We start from the raw sequence: 17,499 nt of genomic DNA on the forward strand, positions 1-17,499 counted from the left end.
TCTTGCGACCAATGTCATAGGCGGGCGGCACACAATCAAGGGGCACCGCCCCGCTTATCCCCAACTTATAGGGGGTTGGGGCTGTGCGAGGGGTGAATGGTGGGGAAACGCGCTTTCCCGAGTCACGCGCCGAGCGCGCTGAAGCCTGTCTTTTCAGGCGGTAGTGACCGCACCTTCCTCGCTACCGACATTGCGTCTCCCGTCAAGAACTCGTCACAGTTTTCAAGATCGCGGAGAAGGCGCCGGAAGCTCCCAAAAACGTCGCCATCGTCAAATCCTGGATATTCTGCGACTTTCGCAAGACCAAGGAGCCGCATGTAGTCATGATGATCGAACTCGGCATTGCTTACCCAGTAGGTAACTTTGCCAAGCTGGTCGTATCGCGCCCAAAGCCGTAATTCCCGGTCCGCTCGACGAAACGCGCCTTCCGCAAATACTCCGCCACTACCTCTTGTCGGCTGCTGCACTATCTCAAAAGCGAAGCCGAGCGGCTCCAACTTTTGGGCAAGGACGCGAACGCCAAGCCTCAAGAATTTGTCAGGATCCATGCCGCCACTTTGCGAACGATCCCTTCCTTCCGCAACAGGCCAAAAGCGAAAGCCTTGATGACTGATGGCTCTGCGCGCCAAAACTACTTCTTCTTGAATAAATCCTCCGCCACCGACCTGTGCGTCTGCGCGCGGCTCATGTGCGCTTCGACGCGGGCGATTTCGGCTTTCAGCGCTTCGACGCGCTCCTGCAGTTCGTGGATCGACAGCGGGTCGAGGTCCTGCTTGGCGAGCTCGTCAATCGCGTCCCGCTTGCGGTCGGGAAAGAGGTCGTCGAGGTCCATTGGCCCAAATTTGACCCGCACGGTTGCCAAGTCAATAAGCCCGCCATCGTGGACAGACCCATTCCAGCCACCATGCAAGCAATCGTCGCTCCGCAACCCGACGGGGCGGAGGAGCTGGCGCTGGTTGAACGGCCGGTGCCGCGGCCGGGCAAGGGCGAAGTGCTGGTCCGGGTCGCCGCGGCGGGCATCAACCGGCCCGATATCCTCCAGCGGCGCGGGCTCTATCCGCCGCCGCCGGGCGCGTCCGACATCCTTGGCTTGGAGATTGCCGGTACGGTCGTCGAAGCGGGCGAGGGAGCCGAAAGCCTGATCGGCCGCCGTGTATGCGCTCTGGTCGCGGGCGGCGGCTATGCCGAATATTGCGTCGCACCCGCCGGGACCTGCCTGCCGGTTCCCGAAGTGCTGACTCTGACCGAGGCGGCGGCGATGCCGGAAACGCTCTTCACCGTCTGGTCGAACCTGTTCGAACGAGGGTTTGCCGCGGATGGCGACACGGTGCTGGTCCATGGCGGCACCAGTGGCATCGGGACGATGGCGATTGCCCTGTGCAAGTTGTTCGGCATCGGCGTCATCGTGACGTGCGGCAACGACGCGAAGTGCCGCCGCGCCGAAGAGCTCGGGGCAGACGCCGCGATCAATTACAAGTCGCAGGATTTCGTTGAGGCGGTGAAGGCGCTGACGGGCGGCAGGGGGGTCGAAGTGGTGCTCGACATGGTCGGCGGCGACTATCTCTCGCGCAATCTTGCCTGCCTGGCCGACGACGGGCGCCACGTGTCGATCGCTTTCCAACGCGGGGCAAAGGCGGAAGTGACCATCCCCGATGTGATGCGCCGGCGGCTGACCCTGACCGGCTCCACGCTCCGCCCGCGTTCGGTGGAATTCAAGACGATGCTGGCCGACGAGATCGCCCGGACCGTCTGGCCCTACGCCGAAGGCGGCCGGTTGAAGCCGGTGATCGACACGACCTTTGCGCTGGACGACGCCGCGGCGGCGCATGCGCGGATGGAAGCGGGTGACCATGTCGGGAAGATCGTGCTTACGGTCGGCGAATAGCCGCCCTTGCCGATCCGGCCGGGCACGCGTAAATCATCCGGCGACCGGCCGCTCCGCAAGGGGCGGCCCTATTCGTTTTTAATTCCTGGAGATTCGCCTTGGCCCAGCCCCTGATGCCCCACGCGACCGCTTCCTGGCTGGTCGAGAACACCTCGCTCAGCTTCGAACAGATCGCGCAATTCTGCGGCCTCCACCTGCTCGAGGTGCAAGCGATCGCCGACGATACGGCGGCGACCAAGCTGACCGGCCGCGACCCGATCCGTTCGGGCGAGCTAACCCACGAGGAAATCGAGAAGGGGCAGAACGATCCCGATTACGCGCTGCAGATCCAGAAGGAGCCGGACCAGGTCCGCCGCACCAAGGGGCCGCGCTACACGCCGTTGTCGAAGCGGCAGGACAAGCCCGACGGCATCGCCTGGCTGGTCAAGAATCATCCGGAACTAACCGACGGCCAGATCGGCAAGCTGATCGGCACCACGCGCACGACCATCGGCGCCATCCGCGATCGCAGCCACTGGAACATGGCGAACATCACCGCGAAAGACCCGGTTACGCTTGGCCTGACCAGCCAGCGCGAGCTCGACGCCGCGGTGGCCAAGGCGCAGAAGGCCGCCGGCGCCGCCGCGCCGGTCGACGAGCATTTCGAGGAGGACCGTCAAGCGCTGATCGAGGAACTGCGGGCCGAGCGCGAGCAGCATGCCCGCGACGCCGAAGCCGCGCTGGCCGCCGAGGAAGCTAGCGAAACGCTTGGCAACGACGAGATCGTCCCCGGCATTCGCGACCCGTTCAAGCGTTGATTCCCATTGCCTGAGGGTGCATTTTCGCAATCGTGATGGACAACCCGCAGCCTGCCGCCGACCCGGTCTCGACCGACCTCAGTTTCGAGGACGCGCTGAAGCGGTTGGAGGATATCGTCCGCACGCTCGAACGCGGCGAAGCGCCGCTCGACCAGTCGATCGAACTCTATCAGGAAGGTGACCGGCTCAAGCGTCATTGCGAGGCGCGGCTGAAGGCGGCGCAGGCGCGGATCGAGCAGATCGCGTTCGGCAGCGACGGCAATCCGCAAGGGGTCACGCCGCTCAATGCCGGTTGAACTCGTCGATAGCCCACGGGTCGATCTGCAGGCCGAAGCCGGCCGCGTGTCGGCCCGCATCGACGATTTCTTCGCGCGCCTGCTGCCGTCGCCGGACGACGGCCGCGGCCAGCTTTACGACGCCATGCGCCATGCCGCGATCGGCGGTGGCAAGCGGCTTCGCCCGCTGCTGACCGTTGCCGCGTCGCGTTTGTTCGGAATCGATGAGGAGCGAGCGCTGCGCGTCGCCGCGGCGATCGAGGCGATCCACGTCTATTCACTGATCCACGACGACCTGCCAGCGATGGACGATGACGATTTGCGCCGCGGCCGGCCGACCCTGCACAAGGCCTATGACGAGGCCACGGCCATCCTTGCCGGCGACAGCCTGCACGCTTTGGCGTTCGAAATCCTTGCCCATGAAGCGACCGATCCCGACCCGCTGGTGCGCAGCGACCTGGTGCTGGAACTGTCGCGCGCGGCGGGCCCCAACGGCATGGCCGGGGGCCAAATGATGGACCTTCTGGCCGAGGGCGAGGCGCTGGACATCGCCGCCATCACCCGGCTGCAGCAGCTGAAGACCGGTGCGTTGATAGAATATGCGGTGGAGGCCGCCTGCATCCTCACCAGCCTCGGGCGGGAAGCGCGCACGCCTTATCGCGGCTATGCCCGCAACGTCGGACTGGCGTTCCAGATTGCCGACGACCTTATCGACCATAGCGGCGACGAAGCCGCCGCCGGCAAGCGCATCGGCAAGGATGCGGAGGCCGGCAAGGCGACCTTCGTCTCGCTGCTCGGCGAAGACCGCGCCCGGCAGCAGGCGCGCGTCTTGGTCGATCAGGCGGTCGATCATCTTGCCGACCATGGCGAGGAAGCGGACCTGCTCCGCGCCATCGCCCGCTTTGCCGTAGAACGGGACCGGTGATGGAACAGCGGATCGGCGTCTATCCCGGTACCTTCGACCCGGTCACGCTGGGCCACCTCGACATCATCCGGCGCGCCACGCATTTGGTCGACCGGCTGGTCATCGGCGTCACCACCAACCCGTCCAAGTCGCCGTTATTCTCGCTTGAACAGCGGCTGGACATGGTCCGCCGCGAAACCGCCGGGATCGCGGGCGACATCAGCGTGGTCGACTTCGATTCCCTGCTGATGGACTTCGCCGAGCGCGAGAATGCGTCGATCATCATTCGCGGCCTGCGCGCGGCCGGCGACTTCGAATATGAATTCCAGATGGCGGGCATGAACCAGCAGCTCAACAGCAAGATCGAAACGGTCTTCCTGATGGCTGCCGTCTCGCTCCAGCCGATCGCGTCACGGCTGGTTAAGGAGATCGCGCGCTATGGCGGCAAGATCGACAAATTCGTAACGCCGCAGGTCGCGGCCGACGTCGCCCGCCAGCTGGGCCGATAGGAACCCGAGGGACTTCGACTGCCATGAAAATGCTCGCGCTCGCCTTTGCCGCCTTTGCGCTGACCGCCGCTCAGGCGCCGGTCACGGCCCCGGCCGCGCTGCCGATCAACCCGCCGGCGGCCATCGCCGCGGACCCGGCCAACAAGTTGACGCTGAACCTGTCCAACGGCGGCACGGTCGTCATCCAGCTGCGCCCCGACGCCGCGCCCAATCACGTGCAGCGGGTGCAGCAACTGGTCAGCCAGGGCTTTTACGACGGCATTACCTTCCACCGTGTGATCGCCGGCTTCATGGCTCAGGGCGGCGATCCGACCGGGACCGGGCAGGGAGGGTCGAAGCTTCCCGACCTGACCGCCGAATTCAACACGCTGCCGCATCTCCGCGGCACGGTCGGGGCGGCGCGCACCGCCGACAATCCCAATAGCGGCAACAGCCAGTTCTACATCATGTACGTGCCCAACAACTCGATGAACGGCGAATATACGGTGTTCGGCCGAGTGATTGCGGGCATGGACGTGGTCGATTCCATCGCCAAGGGCGAGCCGCCGGCCGAACCGACCAAGATCGTCCACGCAAGCCTTGGCGCCGCCCCGACGCCGTAAATGCGCGTCGACCTTTTCGACTTCGACCTTCCGTCCGACCGCATTGCATTACGCCCGGCGCGGCCGCGTGATTCCGCGCGCCTGCTGCTGGTCGATGGCGACCATCTCGCCGACCGCCATGTGCTCGACCTGCCGGCCCTGCTGCAGCCGGGAGACGTGCTGCTGTTCAACGACACCAAGGTCATTCCCGCACAGCTGGAGGGCCGGCGCGGCGACGCCCGGGTCGGCGTTACCCTGCACAAGCGCGACGGACCGCGCAGCTGGTGGGCGTTCGTGCGCAATGCCCGGCGGCTGCGGCCCGGCGACCGGATCGACTTCAGCGCGGGGGTCAGCGCAACCGCCGGCGAACGCGGCGACGACGGCAGCGTGCGCATCAGCTTCGACGGGGAAGAGCCCGCCGAGCTGTTGATCGAACGGGCCGGGCAGATGCCCTTGCCGCCCTACATCGCCTCGAAGCGTCCGATCGATGCCGCAGACGCGGAGGATTACCAGACCTTGTTCGCGCGGGAGGAGGGGGCGGTCGCCGCGCCCACCGCGGCGCTGCACTTCACCCCGCGCCTGGTCGAGGCGCTCGCTGCGCGCGGGATCAAGCGGGAAACTGTCACCCTGCATGTCGGCGCGGGGACCTTCCTTCCGGTCAAGGCGGACGACACCGACGATCATGCGATGCACAGCGAATGGGGACGCATCGACCCGGCGACGGCGGACCGTCTGAATGCCGCTCGATCGGCAGGCGGGCGGCTCATCGCGGTCGGCACGACGTCGCTGCGGCTGGTCGAAAGCGCCGCCGGCGATGACGGCACCATCCGCTCGTTCGAAGGCGACACGGCGATCTTCCTCACGCCCGGCGCGCGCTTCAGGGCGGTCGACGGGTTGATGACCAACTTTCACCTGCCCCGGTCGACCCTGTTCATGCTGGTCAGCGCACTGATGGGACTCGACGTGATGCGCCGGGCCTATGCCCATGCCATCGCCGAAGGGTATCGCTTCTACAGCTACGGCGATTCCAGCCTGTTGCTACCGGCGCGAACATCATCCGTAACGGACCGGCGAGTCACACGGGCGTAACCGCGATAGGTAAAGTTGGGTTCACTGCAAGCCGGGGACCCTCATGCAATCGCTAACCTGCATCAAGGCGCACGCCAGCGTCCGGTGCTATGCACTGCAACCGTCCGAACCGCCCGCAGGCGAACCTTCGGCGCGGATGCCGGCGGCGCGGCGGAAAAATTGCCCGCGGCCCGAAAGACCATATGGAACCAAAGCGGCTCCTGTTATATTTTCATTAAACAGACTGAATTTAATATATCCTTGCCGATCTGGTTGTGGAACCGAGGATTTGCCGTGTCGACCGTAATGCAGCCTGCGTCCTCCGGACGCAGGCGTTTTCATCTTACCGTGCCCATCAAGTTCGCGCTCGCTTGCGCGATTGCGCTCGCATGGTTGCTGTTCAGCATCATCCTGTCACGTCCCTGGATGCAGGGACTTAGCGAGGCAACGCACCCGCTATTCGCGCTCGTGGCCATTACTTTCATTGCTTACGTGCCCGGCGCGATGAACGCCTTTCTGGTGGCCAGCCTGCTGCTGGATCGCCGGCCACGCCGCTATGCACCCGCCGTCTATCCCGGCGTCACGGTCCTGATCGCCGCTTACCAGGAGGAGCGGGCGATCGCGACGACCATCGCCACGATCGCGGAGGAGGATTACGCCGGGCCGCTCGAGGTGCTGATCCTTAACGACGGCTCGACCGATCGCACGGTCGCGCTCGCGCAGCAGGCGATCGCGGCTTTGGCTCTGCCGTCGAACCGCCAGTTCCGGCTGATCGACTATCCCGTCAACCAGGGCAAGGCCGCGGTCCTCAACCTTGGCCTTGAACACGCCAGCCACGATCTCATCGTCACCATCGACGGGGATTCGCGCCTTAACCCCGACGCGTTGACGGACATCGTCGAACGCATCCTGTCCGACCCCGAGGGCACCGCCGCAGTCGCCGGCGCGATCCTGGTCCGCAATTCGCGCGAAAGCATCATGACCGGGGTGCAGGAATGGGATTATTTCCACGGCATCGCCGCGGTGAAGCGCATGCAGAGCATGTATCACGGCACGCTCGTCGCGCAGGGCGCCTTTTCCATATACCGCAAGCAGGCGCTGATCGATGTCGGCGGCTGGCCGGAATGCGTCGGCGAGGACATCGTGCTGAGCTGGGCGCTGCTCAACCGCGACCACCGCATCGGCTATGCCGAGGACGCGATTGCATGGACTGACGCACCGGCGACCTACAAGCAGTTCGCCAAGCAGCGCCACCGCTGGTCGCGGGGCATGATCGAGGCGCTCAACCAGTATGAAGTGCTGCTGTTCAAGCCGCGGTTGTCGATGATGTTTATCTGGTGGAACCTGCTCTTCATCCCGCTCGACCTCGCCTACACCTTCCTGTTCTTCCCGGGCGTCATCGCGGCGGTGTTCTTCGGCATCTACTGGATCGCCGGCCCGATGACACTGGCGGTGCTACCGCTGGCGGCGGTGTGGAACATCATCATCTACCGGATCCAGAGCAAGATGTTCAAAAAGCAGGGGCTCAAGGTGCGCCACAATCCGCTGGGCTTCGTCGTCTACCTGTTCTTTTATACCCTGATGATGCAGCCGATTTGCGTGTGGGGTTACGTGAGTGAAATTCTGAGCCTGCGCAAAACCTGGGGGACTAAGTGAGCACGACCATCCTCGCTCTGGCTCTCGCGGCGGCGTCGCCCGCCATCGGTGCCGACGTTTTCTATTCGAGCGACGCCGAGGACACCGAAGTGTTCAAGACCGGCATCAATTTCGATCTGCGCCACGAAAGCGCGGAAAAATATCTGGGCGTACGCGTCGAACGCGCCCGGTTCCGCCCGCTTGGCCAGGACGGCAAGACGATGGAGCGGGCCTATGTCCGCGCGGCCGACAGCCTCGGCGACTGGAAATGGAACGCGACCGTCGGCACCGACGGCCACACCGTGCTGGGATCGGCGGCGATCCATGACGAAGCGCGGTTCCGCAAGGAGTTCTTCGTCGAACGCGACATCATCGAAACCCCGCAGGGCCTCTCCCGAGGCATCTATTACACCTTTGCGGGCGCAGCGATCGACCTGCCCGCCGACGACCGGAACATCCTCACTCTCTTCGGCGGCGTGCAGGCCTTCACCGGCGACAACGTCCGCACGCACCTGCGCGCGACCTACGTCCATGTGCTCAAGCCCGACTGGGGGCTGAGCGCCCAGCTGCGCGCCCGCTATTTCCACAGCAGCGACCCGGGCGAGTATGATTATTTCTCGCCCCGCTGGTACGCCGAAGTGCTGCCGGTGCTGCAGGTCCGCCGCTTCGTCAGCGGCTGGCAGTTGCTCGGCGCCGCCGGTTATGGCGCGCAACGCAATGCCGACAGCGACTGGCGCAGCGCGCGTTACTTCAACGCCCGCGTGACCAGCCCGGCGGACAAGCGCGGCTGGGCACTGACCGGCAACGCGCTCTACACCAGCACACCCGTCGCGACCGGCAACACTTACGGCTATTTCCAGTTCAACCTAGGCCTGACGCGGGCATTCTAGGCCGGCCATTTGCCCGGCGCGGCAAAGCCGCCTAGGCGGCAGCGCCAATGCCCCCGCTGACCTTCACCATCGCCGCGACGGACGGCGCCGCGCGCACCGGCACCATCGCCATGGCGCGCGGCGAGATCCGCACGCCCGCCTTCATGCCGGTCGGAACGGCTGCGACGGTCAAGGCGATGAAGCCCGCGGACGTACGCGCCACCGGCGCCGACATCATTCTCGGCAACACCTACCATCTGATGCTTCGCCCGGGCGCCGAGCGCATCGCCCGCCTAGGCGGGCTCCATGCCTTCATGGGCTGGGACCGGCCGATCCTGACCGACAGCGGCGGCTATCAGGTGATGAGCCTGTCGGACCTGACCAAGGTCACCGAGGAGGGGGTCGCCTTCGCCAGCCACCTCGACGGGTCGCGCCACATGCTGTCGCCCGAACGATCGATGGAAGTGCAGGGCCTGCTCGGCTCCGACATCGTCATGGCGTTCGACCAGCTCCTGCCGGCGGATGCGAGCCGCGAGAAGCAGACGGAGGCGATGGAGCGCTCGATGCGCTGGGCGGACCGGTCGAAGGCGGCCTTTTCAGGCGCGGGCGCGCTGTTCGGCATCCAGCAGGGCGGACTGGACGAGGAATTGCGCGGCCGATCGGCACAGGCGCTGCGGTCGATCGGCTTCGACGGCTACGCAATTGGCGGTCTGGCCGTCGGGGAAGGGCAGGAGGCGATGTGCCGAGTACTCGACTTCGCCGTTCCGATGCTGCCCGCGGACAGCCCGCGCTACCTGATGGGTGTCGGCAAGCCCGACGACCTGGTCGAAGCGGTCCTGCGCGGGGTCGACATGTTCGATTGCGTGCTGCCGACTCGCTCCGGCCGAACCGGGCAGGCCTTCACCCCCGACGGGCCGATCAACATCCGCAACGCGCGCTTCGCGGAGGACTCGTCGCCGATCGAAGCGGGTTGTCCCTGCACGGGCTGCGCGGGGTTCAGCCGCGCGTACGTCCATCACCTCGTCCGCTCGGGCGAAATTCTCGGCGCGATGCTGATGACCGAGCACAATCTGGCGTTTTACCAGCGGCTGATGCAGGCCATGCGCGACGCCATCGTCGCTCACGACCTGCAAGGCTTCGCCGATGGGTTTCTCGAGCGCTACCGCTCCCCGGCGAAGGCTAACGCCTGACCAACTCGCCGAGCCTTATTCGGCCGGTGCCAGCTTGTCTTGCGTCCGGCTTTCGAAATCGCTGGCGTCGTGGCGCTCGTGCAGCTGCTCCGATGGGTCGCCGGTCATCTTGTTGACCTTGCGGCCACGCTCGACGCCGGGGCGCTCGGCGACCTGCTCGGCCCAGCGGATCAGGTTCCGGTACTCGTGGGTCGCCAGGAAGACGTCCGACCCCGCGTAGCTCTTGCCCAGCGCCATCTGTCCGTACCACGGCCAGATCGCGATATCGGCGATCGAATAATCGGCGCCCGCGATGAACTCGTGATCGGCCAGCTGGCGGTTGAGGACGTCGAGCTGCCGCTTGGCTTCCATCGCATAGCGGTTGATCGGATATTCGAGCTTTTCCGGCGCGTAGGCGAAGAAGTGGCCGAAGCCGCCGCCGAGGAAGGGCGCGCTGCCCATCTGCCACATCAGCCATGACAGGGTTTCGGCGCGCTCGGGCCCGGACTTGGGCAGGAACTCGCCGAACTTTTCGGCCAGGTGGATCAGGATCGCGCCGGATTCGAAGATACGGATCGGCTCGGGTCCGCTGCGGTCGAGCAGGGCGGGAATCTTGCTGTTCGGATTGACCGCGACAAAGCCGCTGGAAAACTGGTCCCCGTCGCCGATGCGGATCGGCCAGGCGTCGTACTCCGCGTCCGCATGGCCCTTTTCCAGCAACTCCTCGAACAGGATCGAAACCTTCTGCCCGTTGGGTGTGCCGAGCGAATAAAGCTGGAACAGGTGCTTGCCGACCGGCAGCTCCTTCTCATGCGTCGCGCCCGCGATCGGCCGGTTGATATTGGCGAACTGGCCGCCGCTCGCCTGGTCCCAGGTCCACACCTCGGGAAGGACATAGTCGCTCATTCTCGATCCCTTTCTCGTTCAGGTCAGGGACCTAGGAAGGGCGCGAAGGCCTTTCCAGTATCAGCGATGTTACCGAGCCTAGGTGGCGCTGACGTTGAGGAAGTCGGGCAGCGGGCCGTTCCATTCGCCGTCCGCCGCGATCAGCGGCTTGGACTCCGCCCTGGGCTTCGGCTCGGCCTTGGCCTTCGGCTCGGCTTTCGCCTTAGGCTCCGACCGCGGCTTGGGCTCGGCCTTTGCCTTGGGCGCCTTGTCCGATTTCTCGATGCGCTCGGGCTTGTCCTCGGCCTTCGCCGGTTGCTCGTCCGCAGATGAGCCGGCGCCGAGCTTGGCGATCTTCGTCCCGACCAGTTTTTCGATCGCGGCGATCGCCTCGGCATCGTCCTTGGTCGCCAGCGTGATGGCGACGCCCTTGGCACCCGCGCGGCCGGTGCGGCCGATGCGGTGGACGTAATCGTCCGGCTGCCACGGCACGTCATAGTTGAACACGTGACTGACGCCTTTGACGTCCAGCCCGCGGGCGGCAACGTCGGACGCGACGAGGATGTTGATCTCGTTCTGCTTGAACCGGTCGAGCTCGGCGATCCGGCTGGACTGGTCCATGTCGCCATGAATCTGGCCGGCGGAAAGGCGCGCGCGCTTAAGGCTGGTGGTCAGCTCGCGCACCGTCGTCTTGCGGTTGCAGAAGATGATCGCGTTCTTGACGTCCTCGTCGCGAATGATCTTGCGCAGCGTTTCGCGCTTGTCGCTGGCCTTCACCAGCACCAGCCGCTGGTCGATGTTGACGTTGGCGGTGGCCGGGCGGGCGACCTCGACCCGCTTCGGATCGGTCAGGAACTTGGCCGCCAGTTTCTGGATCGGCGGCGGCATCGTCGCGGAGAACAGCAACGTCTGGCGATTGGTCGGGAGCTTCGAACAGATCTCTTCGATGTCCGGGATGAAACCCATGTCGAGCATCCGGTCGGCCTCGTCGATGACCAGCAGGTCGCAGCCGTTCATCAGGATCTTGCCGCGCTGGAACAGGTCGAGCAGCCGGCCCGGGGTCGCGATCAGCACGTCGACGCCCTTTTCCAGCGCCTTGATCTGGTCGCCCATCTGCACGCCGCCGATCAGCAGCGCCATCGAAAGCTTGTTATACTTGCCGTACTTCTCAAAATTCTCCGCCACCTGCGCGGCAAGTTCGCGCGTCGGCTCCAGGATCAGCGAACGCGGCATGCGCGCCCGGCTGCGGCCTTGTGCGAGAATGTCGATCATCGGCAGGACGAAGCCGGCGGTTTTGCCGGTGCCGGTCTGGGCGATGCCGATCAGGTCCTTGCCCATCAAAACAGCCGGGATCGCCCCGCGCTGGATCGGAGTCGGGTCGGTATAGCCGCTGTCGTCGACAGCGCGCAGCAATTGGTCGGAAAGGCCGAGGTCGGCAAAAGTCATTCAGGGCTCGGAAGTTAGAGATCGACGCGGGATATGCGCCGCGACCGCACGGCTATGATACTTTACGGTCGCTTATTCAAGTTAGCGGACCTTGGGCACAAGGTTGCGGAAACGCTGGATGCGGCAGCTGGCGCCAACGCGGGAACGGACGACATCGCGCTTGGCGCAGATCCGTTCGTCATCCGAATTGAGATAGAAGCCGGTGTAGAAATCGAGCGACGGGCAATCGTCGCGAAGCTCGGCGCGCATCAGCCGCTTGCCGCTAAGCAGCAGGTCGACATGCTCGCTGTCGGACAGAAACGCGCCGCGTATTTCATGCGCGGAAATGCACTTCGGCCCCTTTTTCTCTTCCCATTCGAACCGGCGCGGCTGCGGCCGGACGGGTACGCGCAGGATCAATTGTTCCTGCACGACCAGCGTGCGCACGCCCGTTTCGCCGGGCGCAGCGCTACCGGTCATGCCGAGCAGCATCGGCAGCAGGCTGAGGAAAAGATCAAAGGTCAATCTGTGAAACCGTCCGCGGCCAGCCCTTGCAGCCGGGCGTTGAACAGCGAATGAACCCCGCCGCCGGGCGGGATCGGCCGCTTAACCAACCGGGGCCGCGGCGCGGACGAGGGCCAGGCCGACAAATACAGCGGCGAGGCTCAGCAGGACCGAGGCCAGGACATAGGCCGCGGCGAGGCCGAATTCGTGCCGTTCGACCAGCAAGGCGGTGTCCAGGCTGAAAGCCGAAAAGGTGGTGAAGCCGCCCAGCACGCCGGTGGTCAGGAACAGGCGCAGCTGCTGGTCCATGCCCGTCCGCGCCGCGAACAATCCGGCAAGGACGCCCATCGCCAGCGATCCGATCGCGTTGACGGCCAGCGTTGCGATGGGCAGCTCGCCGAACAGCCTGACGCCCAGCAGGTTGGTGCCGTGGCGCAGTGCGCCGCCGATCCCCGCCCCAAGGAAAACGATCAGGAAACCCACGCTCAGCCTTCGAGCACCTCGCCCTCGGGCGCCCCGCGGCCAAGCTTGTCGGGCAAGGCTTCGCCGACCGGCGTAAAGGCGAGGCTGACGGAGTTGATGCAGTAGCGCTGCCCGGTTGGCGGCGGGCCGTCATCGAACACGTGACCCTGATGACCGCCGCAACGGGCGCAGACGATTTCCGTTCGGACCATGCCATAGCTGGTGTCGCGAATGTACTGCAGATGCTCTTCCACGAACGGCTGGGTGAAGCTTGGCCAGCCCGTGCCGCTTTCGAACTTGGTGCCGCCGACGAACAAGGGCAGGCCGCACAGCCGGCAGGTGTAGACCCCGTCGCGCTTTTCATCGAGGAACACGCCGCAGAAGGGCGCTTCGGTGCCGTGCTGCAGCAGCACGCGCTTTTCGTCGCCGTCGAGGTCGGCGCTCAAGTCCTCGAGCTGCTCGGGCGTCGGCGGCTCGAGATCAAAGGTGGCGGTGTCGGCCTGGTCCATGTGCAATCCTTCCATCGGCCGCTGTACACGCGCCGGCACCCGGACGCCACGCGCCCGGCCTGTTCGAGATGGGGGAAAAATGGTGGGCGTGGCAAGGATTGAACTTGCGACCCCTGCGATGTCAACACAGTGCTCTACCACTGAGCTACACGCCCACTCGGCGCGCGATGTAGAAGGCGCGAACCCAAGCTGCAACCCTTGTTCAAGCAATAGTGAGATTGCGCCCACCCCCGTTCGGTGAGACAGTCGCGGCCATGTCCACAATCCGCATCCAACGGCGCTTCCGCGGCCCGCCGACGTCCGGCAACGGCGGCTATGTCGCCGGGCTGGTCGCGGCCGCGCTGGGCGGGACGAACGCGACCGTCACGCTGCAAGCGCCGCCCCCGCTCGATCACGACCTGACGCTGACGACGGAAGATGCGCTGGCGACCCTGGTCGAAGGGGACAAGGTGATCGTCACCGCGGCCAGCGAACCGGTGGAGGTCGCCGTGCCGCCGCCACCGTCGCTGCAGGGCGCCAAGGACGCGGAACCGCGCTACGTCGGCCATTCCTATCACAACTTCCCCGGCTGCTTCGTGTGCGGACCGGAACGGGACAGCAGCGACGGCATGCGGATTTTCCCCGGCACCGTCGGCGACGAGGCCTCGCAGGTCGCCGCGACCTGGACGCCGGACGACACGCTGGCCGACGAAGACGGCACGGTGCGGCCGGAATTCGTGTGGGCAGCGCTCGATTGCCCCGGTTATTTCGCGGCCGAGGACAAGGCCGGGCGCGCGTTGCTCGGCAAGATGTCGGCGACGATCAAGCGGCCAGTGCACGTCGGCGAGGAACTGATCGTCACCGGGTGGCCGATCGACAGCACGGGCCGCAAGCATCGCGTCGGCAGCGCGCTGCACAGTGCGGACGGCGAACTGGTCGCCGCCGCGACCGCCGTGTGGATTACCGTCGAGGACGTGGAAAAGGCGGCCTGAAGCCGCGCGTGCGACGCCTGGAAGCGGCCGAACACGTCCGCTTAGAGGCGGCCGAGCACGTCCGCTTAGAGGCGTCCGAGCACGTCCGCTTAAAGGCGGCCGTGCTGGTCTTCGGTCTGAAAGATGCGATCCACCTCGGCAACGAGGTCCTTGAGGTGGAACGGCTTGGACAGCATCTTGGCTTCCGGTGCCGCCCGGCCGCTTTGCAGCGCGACGGCGGCGAAGCCGGTGATGAACATCACGCGGATGTCGGGGTCGATCGCCGACGCCTTTTGCGCCAGTTCGATCCCGTCCATTTCCGGCATCACGATGTCGGTCAGCAGCAGGTCGTACCGGCCGGCGTTCAGCAGCGGCATCGCCTCGGTCCCGCAACCCACGGCCTCGACCTCATAGCCGACACGCTGCAGCGCGCGCTGCAGATATTCGCGCATCGACGTGTCGTCTTCGGCTAACAGGATTCGCGGCATGGCCCCATATTGCGCTGAAATAGTTACTTTTGCCACAACCGAATGAAGCGGGCCGGCGTTGCACCCGCCTTGGCCCAGTCCTAATCTGGGACAGTTGACCGAATCCCCGCTCGCCTTGCCGATCGTCCATCCGCCCCGCGGCCGCCTGCCGGTGCTGCTGTCGGTGCCGCATGCCGGGCGCGACTATCCCGACTGGCTGATCGCCGAAGCGCGGCACGGCCTCAAATCGCTGCAACCGCTGGAGGACCCGTTCGTCGACCGGCTCGTGTGGCGCGCGCTCGGCCACGGCGTCGGCGCGGTCATCGCCGCGACCCCGCGCGCCGCGGTCGATTGCAATCGTGCGGAGGACGAGGTCGATCCGGCGCTGGTGCCCGGTTTTCGCAACGCGCCGCCCAGCGTCCGCGCCCGCGGCGGGCTCGGCATCGTGCCCTCCCGGACGCTTGCCCACGGGCATCTGTGGCGGCGCCGCCTGTCCAACGCCGCGCTCGATCGGCGGCTGGAGACCGCGTACAGGCCGTATCATGCAGCGCTGGAGCGGCAGCTGGCCGACCTTGCCGGCACCTTTGGCTGCGCGCTGCTGCTCGATTGCCATTCGATGCCGCCGAGCAAGTGCGGTGCCTCGGTCGTGTTCGGAGATCGCTATGGGCGCAGCGCCGCACCCTGGCTGATGAGTGCCGCCGTGGACATCGCCAAAGAGTCAGGCTTCGTCGCCAGCGTCAACGACCCGTTTGCCGGTGGGCACATACTCGACCGCCACGCCGCTCCGCAGTCCGGGGTGCACGCCATCCAGGTCGAAATCGATCGCCGCTGCTACCTGACGGCGCAAGGCGAGCCCGGCGCCCAGTTCGACGCCATCGCCGACCTGCTGGAGAGTTTGACCGTCGGGCTGGGCGAGCTCCTGCTCGACCGGCGGCTCGCGGCCGCCGCCGAATAGGGTCGATCCGGCTTAGGCGTCGGCCGGTTCGGCCTTCCGCAACGCGGCCGGACCCTTGCCCTGCTGCACCTGGCGGGCGAATAACTCGCGGATCTGCGACAGCGAGAAGAGGTGCGCAAAGATCAGCGGGAGCAGGCCGCTCTGGTTGAACTTGCGCAGCTCGTCGCCGCGCAGGTCGCGCAGCTTTTCCTCGTCGACCATCTTGAAACCGCGATAGATGAACGGCTGGTCGGCGCCTTCCGGCTGAATGGCGACTTCGCCGTCCATCAGCAGGCCGCTCTTGTTGAGGTCCTCGACGAACGCAGTGGTGCGCTGGCCGGCTGCCTCGAACTGCTCGCAGAAATTCAACACGGCCTTGGTCGCGTTGCTCGGCTGCCCGTCCTCGTCGAACAGCGCCTCGCCGTCCTCGAAATCGCCGACCGCGCCGCTGCTGGGATCGAAGCACAGCGACAATTCGTCGCTGTCCGGACGAATGCGCGCCAGCAGGAACGGATAGCGGCGCAGATAGGCCGGGATGTACAGGTTCGAATCGGTCGGCAGGCCGTTTTCGTCGAGGAACACGTTGGTGCCCTCGGTCAGGCCCATCAGCGCCAGCGGCACCGGCTGATCGCCAACCGCGAAGATGATCGGATAATGCCGCGACAGCAGCGTGAATTCATCGACCGTCGCCGGAAAGGCATGGGTCGAACCGGCCTGAGGGGCCTTTTCGATGGCACGGATTTTCATCTTGCCATGCGCGCCCGAGCTCAAAGGTTCGAGTGCGGAATAAAGAAGCGGCAGCTGCGGCTGGGCCGGCGCTTGAGTCGCCATGAACGTTCCTCCGGATGGGCTGGCGGTCGGCGGATGCCACGGCGAGCCGTAATTCGCGACGCCCTTAGCAAGCCAGCCGGCTTTCGCAACCATGTCGCGCCCATCTCATCGAAAAGTGCGGCGGTGCCCTTGGCAGTTGGGCCGTAAATCGTCCGGAAAACTGAACGGGACATTACGGGTGTTAAACAAGTTGAACGCCGGCTTACATTCGCATTCAGCGATCGAACACGCGGGGCATGACAAAAGGGCAGCATCAACCGCTCGAAAGGAGAGCAACGATGCGTAAAGTCCTGTTATCTCTCGCCCTCGCTGCAGGCACCCTCGCCGTTGCAACGCCGGCTGCTGCCCAGTGGGGCCGCCCGGTCGTGCAATATGGCTATTCCTACGGTTCGCCGTACGGCTACGCCAACGGGTACCAGAACGGCTACGGTTACCAGAACGCCTACGGCTATCAGAATGGCTATGGCTATCAGAACAATTACGGCCAGGTGTTCGCGCTGCAATCGCGGATCAACAAGCTGCAGTCGACCATCAACCAGCTCGACCGCCGTGATTACATTCGCAACCGCGAAGCCGACCGGCTGCGCAACGCGTCGCGCACCATCGAACGCCGCCTGCAGAGCGTTGCCCGCTACGGCCTGTCGCCGAACGAGAGTTACGAGATGCAGAATCGCATCGCGGGTCTCGAACAGCGCATCCAGCGCGTCCTTTACGAAGGCCGTACCTGGCGTCGTGACGACCGCCGCTGGAACGACTTCTGGCAGGATCGCGACCGCGACGGGCGCAACGACCGCTACGAAGACGACCGCGGTCGCCGCCACGATCATCATTGATCGGCCG

General features: G+C 65.4%; 22 protein-coding genes and 1 tRNA gene. 13 read left to right on the forward strand and 10 right to left on the reverse strand.

What is annotated here, in order from left to right; all coding sequences use genetic code 11:
* Positions 1-122 precede the first annotated feature (122 nt).
* Positions 123-548 (reverse strand): hypothetical protein, encoded by a 426-nt coding sequence (locus tag H8M03_RS00170; protein WP_187479784.1) that lies wholly within the window; start codon positions 546-548, stop codon positions 123-125.
* An 83-nt stretch (positions 549-631) separates the two neighbouring features.
* Positions 632-832 (reverse strand): DUF1192 domain-containing protein, encoded by a 201-nt coding sequence (locus H8M03_RS00175; RefSeq protein WP_187479785.1) that lies wholly within the window; start codon positions 830-832, stop codon positions 632-634.
* 72 nt (positions 833-904) lie between these two features.
* Here H8M03_RS00175 and H8M03_RS00180 point away from each other — a divergent pair, with 72 nt between their 5' ends.
* From H8M03_RS00180 to tgt, 10 genes are all read left to right on the forward strand, one after another.
* Positions 905-1,885, forward strand: a complete 981-nt coding sequence (locus H8M03_RS00180; protein WP_187479786.1) for an NAD(P)H-quinone oxidoreductase — start codon at positions 905-907, stop codon at positions 1,883-1,885.
* Positions 1,886-1,998: 113 nt separating this feature from the next.
* Positions 1,999-2,682, forward strand: coding sequence for a DUF1013 domain-containing protein (locus tag H8M03_RS00185; protein ID WP_187479787.1), 684 nt, complete (start codon positions 1,999-2,001; stop codon positions 2,680-2,682).
* A gap of 35 nt (positions 2,683-2,717) precedes the next feature.
* On the forward strand, positions 2,718-2,978 hold the full coding sequence (locus tag H8M03_RS00190) for an exodeoxyribonuclease VII small subunit (RefSeq protein WP_187479788.1): 261 nt from the start codon (positions 2,718-2,720) through the stop codon (positions 2,976-2,978).
* Positions 2,968-3,882 carry a polyprenyl synthetase family protein gene (locus H8M03_RS00195; RefSeq protein WP_187479789.1) on the forward strand — a complete coding sequence of 305 codons (915 nt, stop codon included), beginning with the start codon at positions 2,968-2,970 and terminating at the stop codon, positions 3,880-3,882. Before H8M03_RS00190 ends, H8M03_RS00195 begins: the two co-directional genes overlap by 11 nt.
* On the forward strand, positions 3,882-4,370 hold the full coding sequence (gene coaD / locus H8M03_RS00200) for a pantetheine-phosphate adenylyltransferase (protein ID WP_187479790.1): 489 nt from the start codon (positions 3,882-3,884) through the stop codon (positions 4,368-4,370). Before H8M03_RS00195 ends, coaD begins: the two co-directional genes overlap by 1 nt.
* A 23-nt stretch (positions 4,371-4,393) precedes the next feature.
* Entirely contained in the window at positions 4,394-4,972 is a 579-nt protein-coding gene (locus H8M03_RS00205; RefSeq protein ID WP_187479791.1) for a peptidylprolyl isomerase, read from the forward strand.
* On the forward strand, positions 4,973-6,040 hold the full coding sequence (gene queA, locus H8M03_RS00210; RefSeq protein ID WP_187479792.1) for a tRNA preQ1(34) S-adenosylmethionine ribosyltransferase-isomerase QueA: 1,068 nt from the start codon (positions 4,973-4,975) through the stop codon (positions 6,038-6,040). It abuts the gene before it with no gap.
* A gap of 327 nt (positions 6,041-6,367) precedes the next feature.
* Positions 6,368-7,675, forward strand: a complete 1,308-nt coding sequence (locus H8M03_RS00215) for a glycosyltransferase family 2 protein (RefSeq protein WP_222931883.1) — start codon at positions 6,368-6,370, stop codon at positions 7,673-7,675.
* On the forward strand, positions 7,672-8,544 hold the full coding sequence (locus H8M03_RS00220; protein WP_187479794.1) for a hypothetical protein: 873 nt from the start codon (positions 7,672-7,674) through the stop codon (positions 8,542-8,544). The genes H8M03_RS00215 and H8M03_RS00220 overlap by 4 nt, the downstream gene beginning before the upstream one ends.
* A 47-nt stretch (positions 8,545-8,591) precedes the next feature.
* Positions 8,592-9,713, forward strand: coding sequence for a tRNA guanosine(34) transglycosylase Tgt (gene tgt / locus H8M03_RS00225; protein ID WP_187479795.1), 1,122 nt, complete (start codon positions 8,592-8,594; stop codon positions 9,711-9,713).
* 15 nt (positions 9,714-9,728) lie between these two features.
* On the opposite strand, the gene yghU is transcribed toward tgt, so the two are convergent.
* The 6 genes from yghU to H8M03_RS00255 form a co-directional block, all read right to left on the reverse strand.
* Positions 9,729-10,598, reverse strand: coding sequence for a glutathione-dependent disulfide-bond oxidoreductase (gene yghU, locus H8M03_RS00230; protein WP_187479796.1), 870 nt, complete (start codon positions 10,596-10,598; stop codon positions 9,729-9,731).
* A 78-nt stretch (positions 10,599-10,676) separates the two neighbouring features.
* Positions 10,677-12,023 (reverse strand): DEAD/DEAH box helicase, encoded by a 1,347-nt coding sequence (locus H8M03_RS00235; RefSeq protein ID WP_187479797.1) that lies wholly within the window; start codon positions 12,021-12,023, stop codon positions 10,677-10,679.
* Positions 12,024-12,104: 81 nt separating this feature from the next.
* Positions 12,105-12,527, reverse strand: coding sequence for a hypothetical protein (locus H8M03_RS00240; RefSeq protein ID WP_187479798.1), 423 nt, complete (start codon positions 12,525-12,527; stop codon positions 12,105-12,107).
* An 81-nt stretch (positions 12,528-12,608) separates the two neighbouring features.
* Positions 12,609-12,989 carry a fluoride efflux transporter CrcB gene (gene crcB, locus H8M03_RS00245; RefSeq protein WP_187479799.1) on the reverse strand — a complete coding sequence of 127 codons (381 nt, stop codon included), beginning with the start codon at positions 12,987-12,989 and terminating at the stop codon, positions 12,609-12,611.
* A gap of 2 nt (positions 12,990-12,991) precedes the next feature.
* Positions 12,992-13,477, reverse strand: coding sequence for a peptide-methionine (R)-S-oxide reductase MsrB (gene msrB / locus H8M03_RS00250; RefSeq protein WP_187479800.1), 486 nt, complete (start codon positions 13,475-13,477; stop codon positions 12,992-12,994).
* An 80-nt stretch (positions 13,478-13,557) separates the two neighbouring features.
* Positions 13,558-13,632, reverse strand: a tRNA-Val gene (locus H8M03_RS00255).
* Between the two features lie 99 nt (positions 13,633-13,731).
* Between H8M03_RS00255 and H8M03_RS00260 the strand changes: the two genes are divergently transcribed.
* A complete protein-coding gene (locus tag H8M03_RS00260) occupies positions 13,732-14,448 on the forward strand; it encodes a PaaI family thioesterase (RefSeq protein WP_187479801.1) in 717 nt (238 codons plus the stop codon).
* 89 nt (positions 14,449-14,537) lie between these two features.
* Here H8M03_RS00260 and cpdR read toward each other — a convergent pair whose 3' ends face one another.
* Positions 14,538-14,915, reverse strand: coding sequence for a cell cycle two-component system response regulator CpdR (cpdR, locus tag H8M03_RS00265; RefSeq protein WP_187479802.1), 378 nt, complete (start codon positions 14,913-14,915; stop codon positions 14,538-14,540).
* 94 nt (positions 14,916-15,009) lie between these two features.
* Here cpdR and H8M03_RS00270 point away from each other — a divergent pair, with 94 nt between their 5' ends.
* The gene (locus H8M03_RS00270) at positions 15,010-15,849 is read left to right on the forward strand and encodes an N-formylglutamate amidohydrolase (protein WP_187479803.1); all 840 of its coding nucleotides are present in this window, start codon (positions 15,010-15,012) and stop codon (positions 15,847-15,849) included.
* Positions 15,850-15,861: 12 nt separating this feature from the next.
* Here H8M03_RS00270 and H8M03_RS00275 read toward each other — a convergent pair whose 3' ends face one another.
* Positions 15,862-16,659 (reverse strand): SapC family protein, encoded by a 798-nt coding sequence (locus H8M03_RS00275; protein WP_187479804.1) that lies wholly within the window; start codon positions 16,657-16,659, stop codon positions 15,862-15,864.
* A 278-nt stretch (positions 16,660-16,937) separates the two neighbouring features.
* Between H8M03_RS00275 and H8M03_RS00280 the strand changes: the two genes are divergently transcribed.
* Complete coding sequence (locus tag H8M03_RS00280; RefSeq protein ID WP_187479805.1) at positions 16,938-17,492, forward strand: hypothetical protein; 555 nt, start codon at positions 16,938-16,940, stop codon at positions 17,490-17,492.
* Positions 17,493-17,499: the final 7 nt, after the last annotated feature.

This window comes from Sphingomonas sabuli, from assembly GCF_014352855.1.
Lineage (GTDB): Bacteria > Pseudomonadota > Alphaproteobacteria > Sphingomonadales > Sphingomonadaceae > Sphingomicrobium > Sphingomicrobium sabuli.

Coding starts and splice junctions, on each gene's coding strand:
- H8M03_RS00260 (WP_187479801.1), top strand. CDS start 13,732: ATGTCCACAATCCGCATCCAACGGCGCTTCCGCGGCCCGCCGACGTCC.
- cpdR (WP_187479802.1), bottom strand. CDS start 14,915: ATGCCGCGAATCCTGTTAGCCGAAGACGACACGTCGATGCGCGAATAT.
- queA (WP_187479792.1), top strand. CDS start 4,973: ATGCGCGTCGACCTTTTCGACTTCGACCTTCCGTCCGACCGCATTGCA.
- H8M03_RS00180 (WP_187479786.1), top strand. CDS start 905: ATGCAAGCAATCGTCGCTCCGCAACCCGACGGGGCGGAGGAGCTGGCG.
- H8M03_RS00170 (WP_187479784.1), bottom strand. CDS start 548: ATGGATCCTGACAAATTCTTGAGGCTTGGCGTTCGCGTCCTTGCCCAA.
- H8M03_RS00195 (WP_187479789.1), top strand. CDS start 2,968: ATGCCGGTTGAACTCGTCGATAGCCCACGGGTCGATCTGCAGGCCGAA.
- H8M03_RS00175 (WP_187479785.1), bottom strand. CDS start 832: ATGGACCTCGACGACCTCTTTCCCGACCGCAAGCGGGACGCGATTGAC.
- msrB (WP_187479800.1), bottom strand. CDS start 13,477: ATGGACCAGGCCGACACCGCCACCTTTGATCTCGAGCCGCCGACGCCC.
- H8M03_RS00235 (WP_187479797.1), bottom strand. CDS start 12,023: ATGACTTTTGCCGACCTCGGCCTTTCCGACCAATTGCTGCGCGCTGTC.
- H8M03_RS00185 (WP_187479787.1), top strand. CDS start 1,999: ATGCCCCACGCGACCGCTTCCTGGCTGGTCGAGAACACCTCGCTCAGC.
- H8M03_RS00275 (WP_187479804.1), bottom strand. CDS start 16,659: ATGGCGACTCAAGCGCCGGCCCAGCCGCAGCTGCCGCTTCTTTATTCC.
- H8M03_RS00205 (WP_187479791.1), top strand. CDS start 4,394: ATGAAAATGCTCGCGCTCGCCTTTGCCGCCTTTGCGCTGACCGCCGCT.
- H8M03_RS00280 (WP_187479805.1), top strand. CDS start 16,938: ATGCGTAAAGTCCTGTTATCTCTCGCCCTCGCTGCAGGCACCCTCGCC.
- H8M03_RS00190 (WP_187479788.1), top strand. CDS start 2,718: ATGGACAACCCGCAGCCTGCCGCCGACCCGGTCTCGACCGACCTCAGT.
- tgt (WP_187479795.1), top strand. CDS start 8,592: ATGCCCCCGCTGACCTTCACCATCGCCGCGACGGACGGCGCCGCGCGC.
- coaD (WP_187479790.1), top strand. CDS start 3,882: ATGGAACAGCGGATCGGCGTCTATCCCGGTACCTTCGACCCGGTCACG.
- yghU (WP_187479796.1), bottom strand. CDS start 10,598: ATGAGCGACTATGTCCTTCCCGAGGTGTGGACCTGGGACCAGGCGAGC.